Annotated in this window: 10 protein-coding genes; 4 read left to right on the top strand and 6 right to left on the bottom strand. The window is 70.7% G+C overall.

Features of this window, described 5'->3' with window-relative positions:
• Positions 1-405 precede the first annotated feature (405 nt).
• Entirely contained in the window at positions 406-1,452 is a 1,047-nt protein-coding gene (locus ACH4RG_RS22630; RefSeq protein ID WP_397925953.1) for a DUF5954 family protein, read from the top strand.
• A 69-nt stretch (positions 1,453-1,521) separates the two neighbouring features.
• Here ACH4RG_RS22630 and ACH4RG_RS22625 read toward each other — a convergent pair whose 3' ends face one another.
• Entirely contained in the window at positions 1,522-2,829 is a 1,308-nt protein-coding gene (locus tag ACH4RG_RS22625; protein WP_398540047.1) for an LCP family protein, read from the bottom strand.
• Between the two features lie 117 nt (positions 2,830-2,946).
• On the opposite strand from ACH4RG_RS22625, the gene ACH4RG_RS22620 reads away from it, so the two are divergent.
• Positions 2,947-3,495, top strand: coding sequence for an acyl-CoA thioesterase (locus ACH4RG_RS22620; RefSeq protein WP_018961270.1), 549 nt, complete (start codon positions 2,947-2,949; stop codon positions 3,493-3,495).
• 48 nt (positions 3,496-3,543) lie between these two features.
• Here ACH4RG_RS22620 and ACH4RG_RS22615 read toward each other — a convergent pair whose 3' ends face one another.
• Positions 3,544-4,926: an LCP family protein gene (locus ACH4RG_RS22615; protein ID WP_397925999.1), complete on the bottom strand. Its 1,383-nt coding sequence runs from the start codon at positions 4,924-4,926 to the stop codon at positions 3,544-3,546.
• Between the two features lie 333 nt (positions 4,927-5,259).
• Here ACH4RG_RS22615 and ACH4RG_RS22610 point away from each other — a divergent pair, with 333 nt between their 5' ends.
• On the top strand, positions 5,260-6,288 hold the full coding sequence (locus ACH4RG_RS22610; RefSeq protein WP_397925957.1) for a glycosyltransferase family 2 protein: 1,029 nt from the start codon (positions 5,260-5,262) through the stop codon (positions 6,286-6,288).
• A gap of 169 nt (positions 6,289-6,457) precedes the next feature.
• Here the strand turns inward: ACH4RG_RS22610 and ACH4RG_RS22605 are convergent, their stop codons facing one another.
• From ACH4RG_RS22605 to ACH4RG_RS22590, 4 genes are all read right to left on the bottom strand, one after another.
• Positions 6,458-8,188 carry an LCP family protein gene (locus ACH4RG_RS22605; protein WP_397925959.1) on the bottom strand — a complete coding sequence of 577 codons (1,731 nt, stop codon included), beginning with the start codon at positions 8,186-8,188 and terminating at the stop codon, positions 6,458-6,460.
• A 37-nt stretch (positions 8,189-8,225) separates the two neighbouring features.
• Complete coding sequence (locus tag ACH4RG_RS22600) at positions 8,226-10,010, bottom strand: LCP family protein (protein ID WP_397925961.1); 1,785 nt, start codon at positions 10,008-10,010, stop codon at positions 8,226-8,228.
• Between the two features lie 224 nt (positions 10,011-10,234).
• Positions 10,235-11,785 (bottom strand): LCP family protein, encoded by a 1,551-nt coding sequence (locus tag ACH4RG_RS22595; RefSeq protein WP_398540046.1) that lies wholly within the window; start codon positions 11,783-11,785, stop codon positions 10,235-10,237.
• Positions 11,786-11,962: 177 nt separating this feature from the next.
• Positions 11,963-12,715: a TIGR03089 family protein gene (locus tag ACH4RG_RS22590; RefSeq protein WP_398540045.1), complete on the bottom strand. Its 753-nt coding sequence runs from the start codon at positions 12,713-12,715 to the stop codon at positions 11,963-11,965.
• 137 nt (positions 12,716-12,852) lie between these two features.
• Between ACH4RG_RS22590 and ACH4RG_RS22585 the strand changes: the two genes are divergently transcribed.
• Complete coding sequence (locus ACH4RG_RS22585; RefSeq protein WP_397928206.1) at positions 12,853-14,415, top strand: N-acetylmuramoyl-L-alanine amidase; 1,563 nt, start codon at positions 12,853-12,855, stop codon at positions 14,413-14,415.
• Positions 14,416-14,417: the final 2 nt, after the last annotated feature.

Below are 14,417 nucleotides of genomic sequence, written 5' to 3'. Positions count from 1 at the left end.
AGCATATGCCTGCCAACCCGACCGAAATCCACACCAGTTGGCGAATCTCACCCATGTGGGTGATCAGCCCGTCCCGCAGTTGACCGCCGGGATCAGGTGGGGTGGGGTTGGGTAATTTCCCTTGGTTCTTTAGGTAGTTGACGTCGTGGCCCACCGGGTCGCGGTGGGCCACGATCCGGTCGGCCCCCACCGGGTCGTGGCGCGCCACTACCCGGCGCGAGCAGCGGTTTCCGGTGGCCCCCCGGGGATTGTTCACGCGGCCCGGCCCGGCCCCCTCCGGCCCGAGCGCGTTCAGCGGCCCCCATGGGCGGCGGAACGCGCTCGGCGGCGTGGACTCCGGTCGGCACAAGCCCTTTGCGGCGGAAACCCCTGACACCGGCACGCCCCCTTCGGCACACTGAGTACATGAACGCTCACTCGGGGAAACCGCCGGATCACCTCACGATCAACGTCACCCGTCACGACGACCCGGTCTCCGAGGTCACCGAGGCGGACGCGTTCGCCTCGGTCCGCAAGTACCCGAACATCGTGGTCCGGGGGCCCTTGTTCGGGCTTGCCGAGCAGCGGCGCGGAGACCGGCCGCGCTGGCGGCTGCTGGGCGAACTGGACTGCGGCTTCCCGCAGATGGCCCGGGACGAGCTCAACTCGCTCCTCTGGTTCAGGGCGAGGGACGACACCGAGGACCCGGCGGTGCGGAGGTCCCTGCTCGACGCCGTGGCACGGCTGGAGGTCGAGGCGACCGACGAGGTGTCGGCGGACGGCGTCCGCTACCGGGTCGTGCGGGCCGACGAGTTCGCCCGGATCGGCGGCGACCGTCTGGAGCCGCCCCGGGCCACCGACCCGGACGAGGACAGCTGGGATCTGGACGCGCCCGACCCCTGCCGCACCGAGGGCTTCGTGGTCGACCACGCGGCCGCCGTCGGGCTGACCGAGGGGATCGACCGGGCCGGGCTGCTGGGGCTCTCCTACACCGCCGCCCGCTTCCCCGAGGACGTACGGGCCGACTCCCGGCGGGCGTTGTCCACCCACCCCGGAGTCGTGCTCCTCCCGACGACGTTCCGGGTGGTGGAGCGGAAGGAGTTGACCTGGTCGATGGTGACCGGGCAGTACTCGACCCCGCAGGGCGCCCGCCGCGCCCTCGTCCACCACCTCACCAGGCCCGTTCCCCAACTGCCGGATCTGCCGGACATGCCGGAGCTGCCCGCCTGGATGAAGGTGGACGAGAAGGAGGCGGCCCTCCACGCGCGGGCCGCGAAGAAGTTCACCGCGCGTCGGAGGCCCAACGAACTCGTGGTGCGGGGGCGCCGGTACGAGGTGGTCCGGGTCGAGCGTGTGATGCGGATCGGGCCGGACGGGCCGGAGAAGTCGCGCCCGTCCGACGTGGACGACTACGGCCCCTCCCGGATCCACCCCCTCATGGACGAGAAGGGGAACATCTCCAACGGCTCGTAGGCGGCCCCGCAGACGGAAGAAGGGCGCCGGGCAACAGCCCGACGCCCTTCAACGGCTCTGCCCGCAGGCTCAGTCGCCCTTGACCGTGACCTTCTCGTCGTTGTTGAGCTGCTCCACCAACTGCTTCACCTTGGCCTTGTCCCAGACCAGGTTCCCGTTGACGCTGCCCGAGATCGGCATGTTCATCGACGTGCCGTCGCCGCCCGTGACGCCCTTCATCGCGAAGAACATGTTGCCCAGCGCCCAGAGCGACATGTCCTTGTCCACGATCAGCGTGTCCAGGCCCGCGCCCATCGTCGGGTACAGCTTGAACGGGTTGATGATCGTGCCCGGGGTCGCCGTCTGGCTCGCCAGCGCGGCGAGGAACTTCTGCTGGTTCTTCGTACGGTCCAGGTCGCTGCCCGGCAGCGCGTAGCGGGTCCGGACGAAGGCGAGGGACTGCTCGCCGTTCAGCGTCTGCTTGCCGGCCTGGAAGTCGGCCCCGGACTTCTTGTCCTTGAAGGCCTTCGGGATGTCCAGCTCGACTCCGCCGATCGCGTCCACGATCTTCGCGAAGCCGCCGAAGCCGATCTCGACGTAGTGGTCGATGTGGAGTCCGGTGTTGAACTCCACCGTGCGCACCAGCAGTTCGGGACCGTCCTCGGCGTAGGCGGCATTCAGCTTCACCTGCCGGCCGGCGCCCTGGAACTTCTTCCCGGACTCGGACCCCACGAAGGACGGGATCTCGACGTTGGAGTCGCGCGGCAGCGAGATCAGCGTCGGACCGTTGGAGCCGTCGTGCAGGATCATCATCGAGTCGGTCCGCTTGCCCTCGGCGGAACCGGTGCGCAGCCGCTTCTTCTCCTCGGCCGACATGCCCTCGCGGCTGTCCGACCCGACGATCAGGTAGTTCGTGCCGTCGCCGGACTCCGGGCGCTCGATGACCTTGGCGAGGTCGACCTCGCGCTTCAGCTTCGAGTCGGCCCAGAAGTACGTCGAGATCGAGACCGCGAGCACCACGACCACCAGGGTCAGCGCGCCGAGCTTGATCCGGCGGCCCCAGTCCGGGGCCGGGCGGCCGTGGACGTAACCCCCGTCACCGCCGCCGCGACGACCGCCTCCGCCACCCCGGCCGTCCGACCCGCCGCCCGAGCCGTAGACCTGGCCCGTGTTGTAGCCGCTGTCGTACCCGGCGTCGGGGCTGTTGCCGTAGCGGTCGTCGTATCCCTGACCCTGCTGCGGTACCTGAGGCCTCTGCGGCGGCGCCGACGGCCTCTGCGGGGCGGGGCGACGCTGGATGTGCGGCATCGCCCGCGCACTCTCGGGCTGGGGGTTGGCACTGCCCCGTCCGTAGCGTTCGCTGCGGTCGCCGGTCCGTCGATCGGGCCAATCGTTCATCCGGACAGTGTGCCGTCCCGGCCCACAGCTATTACAGGGTGTAAGGGAAATCGCACCAGGGCTGTTGCGAACCTGATGCATTCCGCGGGGCGCGGGTCCCCGCATAAGGTGGACTGTATGACAGATCAGGCCACCCGCCCGGAGGGCGAGATTCCGGGCAAGCCGACCGCGGCGTCCCGGACCACCCTCAGCCACATCATGACCGGCAGCGACACCAACCTCCTCGGCACGGTGCACGGTGGCGTGATCATGAAACTGGTCGACGATGCCGCCGGCGCGGTGGCCGGCCGGCACTCCGGCGGGCCCGCGGTGACCGCTTCGATGGACGAGATGGTCTTCCTGGAGCCGGTCAGGGTCGGTGACCTCGTTCACGTACGCGCACAGGTCAACTGGACCGGCCGCTCCTCGATGGAGGTCGGCGTCCGGGTCATGGCCGAACGCTGGAACGAGTCGACCCCCGCCCAGCAGGTCGGCAGCGCCTATCTGGTCTTCGCCGCCGTGGACGGTGACGGCAAGCCGCGCCGCGTACCGCCGGTGATCCCCGAGACCGAGCGCGACAACCGGCGCTATCAGGAGGCGCAGATCCGGCGCACCCACCGGCTCGCCCGTCGCCGGGCGATCAAGGAGCTCCGCGAGAAGCGCGCCGCCGACGGCATCGACGACTGAGGTCGCGAGAGTCCTTCAAGGGCCTCCGCGAGCGGCTTCGCACGCGCCCTACGGGCAGACCACCTCGTCGCCCGTCACCGTGGAGAACTCGCCCGTCTCGCGGCTCTCCGCCTTCACCCGCCGCACCTTCGTGAAGTCCGAGCCCACCGTCACCTTCAGCTGCGGGCCCTGGCCCTTCACTGCCTTCAGTTCGCTCCCGGGCAGCGCCGTGGCCAGGGACTTCGCCGACCGGTCCCAGCGCGGGTCGTACTCCACGAGCGTCCGTTCCAGCTCCCGCACCTCCCCGTTGAGCGGGGCCTCGGTGGTGGTGAAGCCGGTCGCCCGCAGCGCCTCGTCCACCGTCCGGCCGAGACCGGCCTTCGGGGTCCCGTTGTAGACCTGCACCCGGATCTCCTTCGGCGCCACGTCCACGAGCGTGGCCGGAGGCTTCTCCGGACCGGCCGCGGGCTTCGGCTTCGAGGGGGCCAGCGGCTTGTCCTCGCGCAGCGCCTGGAACAGCTTCTTCGCCTTCTTCGCGTCCCACCGCACCGTCGAGCCGATGCCCTCGACCGGGAAACTGGGGTTGCCGATGGGCACGGAGGCGAACTCCGACGAGGCCGGACCGAAGTGCTTCATCGCCTTGCCGAGCGCCAGCATCTGCTCCGTACCGAAGCCCTTGTCGGCCCGGACCGAACCGAGCGCCGAGGCGGAGACCTGCTGGAACTTCACCGGGTTCAGCAGCACTCCGCTGCTCGTCGCCTGCTTGATCAGCGCCGCCACGAACTTCTGCTGGCGTTCCATCCGGCCCAGGTCGGAGGCCACGTCCACATGGCGGGAGCGTACGTACTGGAGCGCCTGGCCGCCGTCCAGCTCATGAGTGCCCGCGGGGAGGTTCAGCCCGGTGTACGCGTCCTTCATCGGCCGCGCCGTACAGATCTTGACCCCGCCCACCGCGTCGACCGTCTTCATGAAGCTGGTGAAGTCGACCTCCAGATAGTGGTCGATCTTGACCTTGGTCATGTTCTCGACCGTCCGCACGGTCAGCGTGGGCCCCCCCTCCGCATACGCGGCGTTCAGCTTCACCGGGTGGCTCGCGTGGCGCTTGCCCGTGGTGCGGTCGGTGTGGGCGGGCATCTCGGCGTAACTGTCCCGGGGGAGGCTCACGACGCTCGCCCGCTGCCGGTCGGCCGACAGATGGACCAGCATGATCGTGTCGGTGCAGTGGCAGGGCGCACCGCCGAGCCGGTACTTCTTCCTCTCGGCCTCGGTGATCGTGTCCCGGCCGTCGGTGCCGACGAGCAGCAGATTCGTGCCGTGGCCCCCCTGGGGGCGGTTCTTCATGTCCTTGAACGGATCGACCCGGCCGATGCCGCTCTCCAGGCTGCTCACCACGGCGTGCCCGATCCCGCCTGCCCCCAGCACCAGCACCGACAGACCCGTGGCCACCCGCATGCCCCAGCGCGGCCGCTCGTCCTGCTTGCGGGGGCGGACCGGCCGTGTGCCCTGCGGCGGACGGTGGCGCGGGGGAGCGGGGCGGGGACGCGGCGGGCGCTGCGGTGCGGGCACGGGGAGACACCTCCGGGGTGCAAGGGAGACACCTCTGCGGTGCAAGGGGACCATCGCACGGTAGGCCCATACGATCTCCTCCCCGGCCCGCGACCCGGCGGCGCGCACCGGTATCCCCCATTCGCGGTAACGTGGCGGCCGAATAGCGACGCCTCCCGGGGCGCCCGCCTCCCGCGGTGCGACACCCCCCGGCGCCCCCGAGGACCACCCGAGGACCACATGTCTGCCGCGCAGTACCCCGCCGTCTCCGTGATCATGCCGGTGCTCAACGAGGAACGTCATCTCAGGAACTCGGTCCGGCACATCCTGGAGCAGGAGTACCCCGGTGAGATGGAGGTCGTGATCGCGCTCGGCCCCTCCGCCGACCGTACGGACGAGATCGCCGCCGAGCTGGTCGCCGAGGACCCCCGGGTCCACACCGTGCCCAACCCCACCGGCCGCACCCCCGCCGCCCTCAACGCGGCGATCAAGGCCTCCCGCCACCCCGTCGTCGTACGGGTCGACGGCCACGGCATGCTCTCGCCGAACTACATCGCGACCGCCGTCCGCCTCCTGGAGGAGACCGGCGCTCAGAACGTCGGTGGCATCATGCACGCCGAGGGCGAGAACGCCTGGGAGGACGCCGTCGCCGCCGCGATGACCTCGAAGATCGGCGTCGGCAACGCCGCCTTCCACACCGGCGGCCAGGCGGGCCCGGCCGAGACCGTCTACCTGGGCGTCTTCCGCCGCGAGGCCCTGGAGCGGGCCGACGGCTACAACGTCGAGTTCATCCGCGCGCAGGACTGGGAGCTGAACTTCCGTATCCGCGAGGCCGGCGGGCTGATCTGGTTCTCGCCCGAGCTGAAGGTCCAGTACCGCCCGCGCCCCACGGTGAAGGCCCTCGCCAAGCAGTACAAGGACTACGGCCGCTGGCGCCACGTCGTGGCCCGCTACCACTCCGGCTCGATCAACCTCCGCTACCTGGCCCCGCCGACCGCCGTCGTCGCCATCGCGGCGGGCCTGGTCCTGGGCGCGGCCGTCACCCCGTGGGCCCTGGTCGTCCCCGGCGGTTACGTGGCCGCGATCGTCGCCGGGTCGCTGCCCGCGGGCAAGGGCCTCTCGCTGAAGGCCCGCGCACAGATCCCCGTGGCGCTGGCGACGATGCACATGTGCTGGGGCTTCGGCTTCCTCACGAGCCCCCGGTCGCTGGCCAAGCGGGTCATCGCGAGCCGCCGCCCGGCGATGAACGGCAGCAGCGAGACCGTCTGACCCGGCAGGCGTACCCGTCCCGGCGGGCGTACGCGACAGGCCCCGCCCCGGGTACGCGACAGGCCCCGCCACGGGGGTACGCGACAGACCCCCGCAGCCTTACGCGTCAGAACGGAAGGGCCGCACCGCTCGGCGGTGCGGCCCTTCGCGTACAGGTGTCGTCACGGCGTCACCAGGTGTAGTTCGGGTTCACCTTCATGCAGGCCTTGTCGTCGTCGCCGTTGAGGGCGCCCGCCGACTCCGGGGTCTTCTCCTTGCCCTTGGACACCGGGTAGGCCCCGTCCTCGCGCCAGTCCGCGCCCACGGCGAACGAGATCCCCGAGACGTCCGTGGACTTCTTCACCTGGGACAGCGGAACCCCGAGCGCCTTGGCGACCGCCTGCGCGTCGCCCTCCAGATCCGCGCTCGGATACAGGATCGCCGTCCGCGCCGCCCCGGTCACGTTGCCCGGGTCGACGGTGGCCTTCGCGAAGCCCGCCTCCTTCAGCTGCTCCATCACGTCACCGGCGCGCCCCGAAGCGGGCCCGAGCGCGTCCGTGGCGGTCCCGTTCCGCACGGCGACGGCGATCTCGCCGACCGGCGCCGACGGGTCCTTCGTCGCCTCCGGCTTCTTCCGCTTGGAGGCCTTGCCGTCCAGCGGGACGTCGTCGCGGACCATCCGGAACAGCTGCTCCGCGTCGCCCGCCTTCGGGTAGACCCGGCCGTTGTTCGTGCCGGTGCCGTACACGTTGGGCATGGTCGACATCGTGATGCGCTTCGTGGGGACCTTCTTGAACTCCTCGGCCAGGTCGTAGAGCTTTTTGACCGTGTCGAGGCCCTTGTCGACCGTCAGCGCGTTCGTGGCCGCCTCGGCGAGGTTCATCAGCTTCGCCGGGTCGGTGAGTTTGGTGCCCTTGCGCAGTTGGCGGACCATCGCGTTCATGTACTGGTGCTGGGCCTTCGCCCGCCCCAGGTCGGTGTTGTCCTCGAAGCCGTACCGGGTGCGCAGCCACTGGAGAGCCTGCTCGCCCTTGACGTAGGTGGTGCCCTTCTCCAGCTTCAGCCCGGAGCCCTTGCCGTCCCGGCCACGGGAGTTGATGTTGGCGTCGACACAGACCGGGACACCGCCGATCGCGTCGGCCATCGACACCACACCGGCGAAGTCGATCATCATGAAGTGGTCGATCCTGATGCCGGTCAGCTCGTACCAGGTGGCCACCGTGCACCCCGGACCACCGCGACCCAGGCTCTGGTTGGTCTGTACGTCCGTGGTACTGGCGGGGAAGACCTCGCCGTCCGGGGCCGTGCACTTGGGCATCTTCAGCATGGTGTCGCGCGGCATGCTGATCACGGAGAGGTTGCTGCGGTCCGCGGAGATGTGCAGCAGCATCTGCACATCGGCCAGCGGCGGTGCGCCGAACGTCTCCTTCGCCCCGCCCAGCTTCTGGTTGGCCTTGGAGTCCCGGGCGTCGGAGCCGATGAGCAGGATGTTGAGCGGGGTCTGACCGGCGGCGTTGGCCTTGTGATCGGCCATCTGCTTGTCGCCGAGGGTCAGATCCTCCTTCTTGATGTTGCCGTTGAGGTGCTCGTAGTAGAGATAACCGGCGCCGCCGGTGGCGAGTATGAGCACCGAGAGTACGGAGGCGCTCCAGCGCAGCACCCGCCGCTTGGCGCTCTTGGGCGCACGTCGGCTGCTGCGCGCCCGGGCGCCGCCGCCGTTCCCGCCCCTGCCCCTGGTCGCCCGACGGCCGCCCCCCGGCGCCCCACGGCCACCTGGCTCCGCACGGCCCCCCGGCCCGCCGCCCTCGCCCGGCCCTTCGCCCTCGTGCGGGCTCCCGTCCCGGCCGGGCCGATCGGCGCGGCGGACGCGTGACCGCGTTCTCTCCCCGGGCGTGCTGCTCCGTCCCACCGGACCCCCCATGCTGTTCAGATTTCCGCTGCGGCGCGGTGACCCGGTGTCACTGGGCGCATACCGCCTTGTCGGCGCTTGCCTTCTCGATGTCCTTCGGCGGCTTCGCCGGTCCGGTGATGAGCTGGCCCGCGCCCTTGAAGTCCGCCCCCAGCGTGAGCACCATCGCCTGAAGTCCCTCGGCGTCGGTGGTGCCCTGCTTCATGGCCGTTGCGGGAAGCCCCATCATCTCGGCGAGCGCCCGGGCCTGATCGGCCTGGTTGGGCGCGTACTCCAGTGTCGTCTTCTTGATCTTCTCGGGTGCGTTGGCCTTGTTGGTCGACTTCAGCACCCCCTGCTCGTTCTGGAGCCAGGTGACGGTCGAGCCCGCCGCGCCGGGGATCTCACCGCCGTTGAGGACGTCCACGCGTACGTCGGCCGCCTCGGCCTTCGGGCCCTTGAGCAGGGCCGCCTGCTTGCCCTTGGCGGCCTTCTCCTTCTGCTTCACCTCGGTCAGCGAGGTGTCGGAGCGCATCATCGCGAAGAGCTGCTCGCCCTTGACCGGGTCCACGACCACGGTGACGGGCTTCGGCTCGGCCGGGTTGTCTATGACCGGCATCGTGAGGAAGCTGATGTTCTTCGTGTCGACCTTGCCGATCTCCTCGGCCAGCGTCATCAGCTTCGTCGCGTCGCCGATGGCCGTGTCGACGGTCAGCGCCTTCGTGGCCGCGTCGGCCAGCGAGTACAGCTTCTTCGGGTTGGTCAGGGTGTCGCTCGACTTCATCTCGCGGATCATGGAGCCGAGGAACTGCTGCTGCACCTTGATCCGGTCGAGGTCGCTCCGGTTGCCGAAGCTGTCCCGGGTGCGCAGCAGGGCCAGTGCCTGCTCGCCCTGCACCTTCGACTCGCCCTGGGGCAGCTTCAGATGCGACTTCGGGTCGTCGACCGGCTTCGCCATGCAGACCTTGACGCCGCCGACCGCCGACGTCAGGGACTTGACCGCGTTGAAGTCGACCATCATGAAGTGGTGGGGCTTGACCCCGGTGATGTTCTCGACCGTCTTCATGGTGCAGCCGGGGTTACGGCCGTTCTGGCCGAGGCTGGTGTTGAACCGTTGGTTCGGGGTGCCGGGGATGACCGTGGAGGTGCCGTCCTCGTTCTTCGACTCGCACTCGGGGATCTCGGTCATCAGGTCGCGCGGGATGCTCATCGCCGTCGCGTTGGTCCGGTCCTCGGAGACGTGGAACAGGATGGTGGTGTCGGCGTGGCCCTCGCTGCCCTTGTCGCCGTACCCCTCGTTGCCCTTGCCGGTGCGCTTGTCGGTGCCGATGATCAGGATGTTCATCGGGCCGTCGGTGACGACGTTCTTGCTGCCGGCGTCACCCACGTCGATGGCGTCGATGTTCCCGTTGAGCTTCTGGTACAGCAGGTACGCCCCGGCCGAACCGGCGACCACGACGAACGCCATGACCCCGCCCGTCCACAGCAACGCCTTCTTCTTGCGCGACTTCTGCGGCTTGCGCTTCCGACGGCCGGGCGCGGGCGGTTCGGCGGACCCGCGTCCCCCCTGGGAGCTGCGACGGCTGCGCTGGCCGGGCACCCCGCGGCGCGGCCCGTCCGGGGCGTCCTCGCCCTCACGCGTACCGGCGCCGCGGCGTCCCGAACCCTCGCGGGACGAACCGGTCCGGGAGTCGCCCCGGCGACCGGTTCCCTCGGCCGTAGCCGTACGCGAAGGGCTGCTCGACTCCCCAGTGGAGTGATCCAGTCGCAATTCGTAATTACCGGTGTGCGGGTTGAGTACCCACTGGTCGGCGGGGTCGATATCGTCCGCCCGTCCACGACTGTGCGCGTCCACGGTTGCCTGCGTCCTCCGTCGGTGCCACGCGAGGCGCCCTCCCCCGGCAAGGCGCTCGTTCCTTCGCTCCAGCAGTGCACGACCTGACGGCCGGAAGCACCGGATCGCGTCACACTATCCGGCCGATTCCGCGTCGAGCGACGTGCGTGACACATTCCACGCCCCTTACAACTGGGCATTCTTCCCATTAGGCGTCGATTGCGCTCTATGTCTTGGCAATTGCTTTACTGCTTGCACAGGTCGTCGGCCGCGCTCGAACCCGAATACGTGGGTGTGGGCGTCGGGCTCTCGGACCCGGTGTCGTCCGGTTTCCCGTCCTGCTTCCCTTCCTGGTCCCGCTGTGCTTCCTTGAGTTCGTCGGCCGGGACCACGGCGACGGGCCGGTCCTCGCGGAGTTGCTCGAACAGGTCGCCCGCATCCGGTTCGACGAGTTCGTCCCGGTTCGCGTTGTTGCGGTACGGCTGCCGGGGCACGGTCAGGAACTGCACCTGCTCGGTCGGGACGTTGCGCATCCCGCGCACCAGGTCGTACAGGTCGCGCAGCGAGTCAAGACCCGGGTCCGTGGTCAGCGACTTGGTCGCCGCGTCCAGCACCGGGTAGAGGCGCGTCGGGTTGAGCAGCACGCCGTTGCTCTGCATCTTGTTCACCAGGGCGCCCAGGAACTGCTGCTGGCGCTCCATGCGTTCGGTGTCGCTGCCGTCGCCGAGGGTCTTGCGCGCCCGTACGTAGCCGAGGGCCTCCTCGCCGTTCAGCGTCTGCCGACCGGCCGGGAGTTCCAGGTGTGCGTCCTTGTCGTCGATCGGCTCCTTGAGGCAGATCTCGACCCCGTCCACGGCGTCGACCATCTCCTTGAAGCCGTTGAAGTCGACGACCATGTGGTGATCGACGCGGATCCCGGTCATCCGTTCCACGGTGCGGATCGTGCAGGCGGTGCCGCCGAGCTCGAACGCCGTGTTGAACTGGGTGAACCGCTCCCGCGTCTCCTTGCCGTCCGAGGTGCGGCAGCCGGGGATCTCCACCATCAGGTCGCGGGGGAGGGACACGGCGGTCGCGCTCTTCCGGTCCGCCGCCAGGTGCAGCAGGATCGTGGTGTCGGAGCGCTGGCTGCCGCCCTCGTCCCGGCCGTACTCGCTGTTGTCCCCGGCCCGGCTGTCGGACCCGATGAGCAGGATGTTCCGGGCGTCCATGACGACCGGGGTCGGCCGTTCCTTCTCGTACGCCTTGAGCTCGGCGGCTGCGCTCGTGTCGGTGGTGATGTTCCCGTCGAGCTTCTGGTACATCCACCAGCCCACGCCCGCGGCGACCAGCACGACGAACGAGGCGGCGAGCGCGGTCCAGCGGAGCCAGTGGCCCTTGCGGGCGCCACCGCCGTCCGTGGACCGGTCGGCCCAGGTCCCCACGCCGTCGCCGCCCCCGGCCTCGGGCAGGCCGTCACCGTCCCCGGCACTCCCGCCGCTACTGGCCTCGGCAGGCTCGGGGCCGGGGTCGGGGCCGGGCTCGGCGCCCGCCTGGATCTCGGGCGCGGGCTCGCCGGCGGCCGGGGTCCCCTTCGCGGCCGCCGAGTCCTCCGAGGCCTGAGGGGATTCCGACGCCCGAGGGGTTTCCGCGGACTCCTGGGCGTCCCCGGCCGTCGGTGTCCCGCCCCCGGGGGTCCCGCCCCCGGGGGTCACGCCTCCGGGTCCGGACTCCTCCTGCGACCCGCCCTGCGACTTGTCCCCGGCCGGGTGGTCCGGGTCGGACGGCGGGCCAGCACTGTCGGTCACGTCTGCGTCCATCCTTCACGTTCGGCGGCGCGAGGGGCCGCCGGTCGCAGGAGTAGACGGCTGAAACTCACGCTTGGTTGTGCACGGCCAGGAGAGTGGTCTGTACCGCCCGATCATCTACCCGCTCCGGAGCCGATTCCCGAGGACTCGGCCCGCAGTGGGCCGGACGAGTGCACCTCAGGGTGCTTGTCATACCGCGGTGTTGGTGACCCGCTCGCTCTCGGTCCGCTGGGCCAGCCCCTCCGCGTCGAGCTGCCCGAGGTGACGGCAGAGCACCACGGACCCGCCGGCCGCCAGTGGCGCGAACAGTCCGGCGCTCAGGCCTTCCCAGGTGTCGTACGTACGCCCGGTGAGCAGCCGGGACCCCGGTACGAGTCCGAGGGCGTCGGCGTCCTCGCGGGCCCGGGCGACGAGCTGCGCCCCCGTCAGCTCGACCCCGCCGACCGCCAGCGCGGGCGCGTCCGGGTCCACCGGGGCGAAGGGTGCGAAACGGTCCCCCTGGCTCGGCACCTCCACCGCGTAGTCCGCGAACCCCTCGGGCGCCCGCGGGAACCGGCCACCCAGCGGACGCAGGGCGAGGGCGACGCGCTCGCCCCGGCAGGCCCGCGCCCGCTCCAGGCTCTCCGGGCCGGTCACGACGAGATCGGCGGCGGCCGGGTCGCCCTGGACGTCGGCGACGACCCCGACGGAGGAGCAGGCGAGCAGCCAGACCGCGGACTGCCAGTGCGCGGGGAGCAGCAGGGCGATCCGGTCGCCCGGCTCCGCCGCGAGGTCGCCCTGGAGCAGATTGGCGGTCTTGGCCACCCAATTGGCGAAGGTGGCCACCGACAGTTCGACGCGTTCTCCGGTGGCGTCGTCGTAGAAGGTGACCAGGGGGCGGGCCGGGTCCGCGGCGAGCGCGGATCGCAGCAGGTCGGCAGGGGTGCGGTCGCTGGAGTTCATCCGCGCAAGCGTACGCGGGGCCGCTGTGCGGGGCGGGCTGAACGGGTGTCACGTACACCGGTTCGGCCGACGGCGCGTCACGCCGGGGCCGATGCCCGGGTCGCCGGACTCCTGACCATATGGCCAGGATCATGCGTATGCGTGCACTATTGGTCACCTCAGTCGGCGTCACCTGCGCGGCAGCCCTCACCCTGCCGCTCGCCGCCCCCGCCCTGTCCACCCCGGCCGCTCACTCCGCCTCGGCCCGGCCTCCTTCCCCGGCCCCCGAGTCGCCCGGGTCGGGCCCGCCGTCGGCCCGGATCGAAGCCGCCCCCCACAAAGCGAACGCAGTGGACGAAGCGAATCAGGGGAACGAAACGAACGAAGGGGGCGCGCGCGAAGTCCCCGAAGCGGCCCCGCCGCGCACGGGCGAGACCCGTGCGGCCGCGCCCGCGGGCTCGACGCAGTCCCTGCCCCTGGAACCCCTCGCCGCACCGTCCGACCGCTCCGGCGGCCCGGCGACGGCCGGCCAGGGGCTGGACCGGCGGACGGCCCGCCCGTTCTCCCTGGTCGGCGTGGTCTGGGACGACGCCGAAGCCGAACTGCACGGCACGGTCCAGGTCCGCACCAGGGCGACCGGCTCCACGAGCTGGTCGGACTGGCAGGACGTCGAGACCCACAACGCCGAGCACGCCCCCGACCTCGGCAGCGCCGAACGGAAGTCCGGAGCCGCGCGTGGAGCGACCGCCCCGCTCTGGGTCGGCGACTCGGACGGCGTGGAGGTACGCGTGCGCCCGGACGCGGCCGATCCGCGGCACGGGTCCGCCGCCGTGCCGCTCCCCGAAGGGCTGCGCCTCGAACTCGTCGACCCCGGCGAGGACCCCGCGCCCGAACCCGCCGCCGACGCCGGCCGGACCGTCACCCCGGCGGCGTTCGTCGGCAACCCGGTGCCGCCGACGACGACGGGGGCCGTGCCGGAGGCGCTCACCGTCGAATCCGCCGCGGCCTCGGCCGTCAACGCGGACCTCGCGCCGCTCGGCGCTGCCGTCATCCCCGCGCTGACCAAGGCGGCGACGGAGGAGGAGGCGGCGATCGTCGCGGCCGGGGCGAAGCCGTACATCGGCCCCCGCCCGAAGATCGTCACCCGCAAGGGCTGGGGCGCGGACGAGAAGCTCCGCGAGCGCAACTTCGCGTACACCAAGTCCGTCAGGGCGGCCTTCGTGCACCACAGCGCGACCGGCAACAACTACACCTGCAAGCAGGCCCCTTCGGTGCTCCGCAGCATCTACCGCTACCACGTCAAGAGCAGCGGCTGGCGCGACTTCGGGTACAACTTCGCCGTCGACAAGTGCGGGAACATCTACGAGGGCCGCGCCGGAGGCGTCTCCAAGGCCGTCCTGGGCGCCCACACCCTGGGCTTCAACTCCAACACCATGGGGGTCGCCGTGCTCGGCACGTACTCCTCCACCAACCCGCCCGCCGCCGCGGTGACCGCCGTTTCCAAGCTCACCGCCTGGAAGCTCGGACTGTTCGGGGCCAACCCCAAGGGCAAGGTCACCCTCGTCTCCGGCGGCAGCGGCAAGTACGCGAAGGGCAAGAGGGTCAAGATGAACGTCATCTCGGGCCATCGGAACGCCTTCGCAACCGAATGCCCCGGAGCGCGTCTCTACAAGAAGCTCGGCAAGGCCCGGACCACCTCCGCCAAACTGCAGGGCCGCTGACC

Source organism: Streptomyces sp. NPDC021019, from assembly GCF_044333295.1.
In the GTDB taxonomy this organism is placed as follows: domain Bacteria; phylum Actinomycetota; class Actinomycetes; order Streptomycetales; family Streptomycetaceae; genus Streptomyces.
Note: the sequence above shows the minus strand (reverse complement) of the source record. Positions and strands in the feature narration are given on the sequence as shown.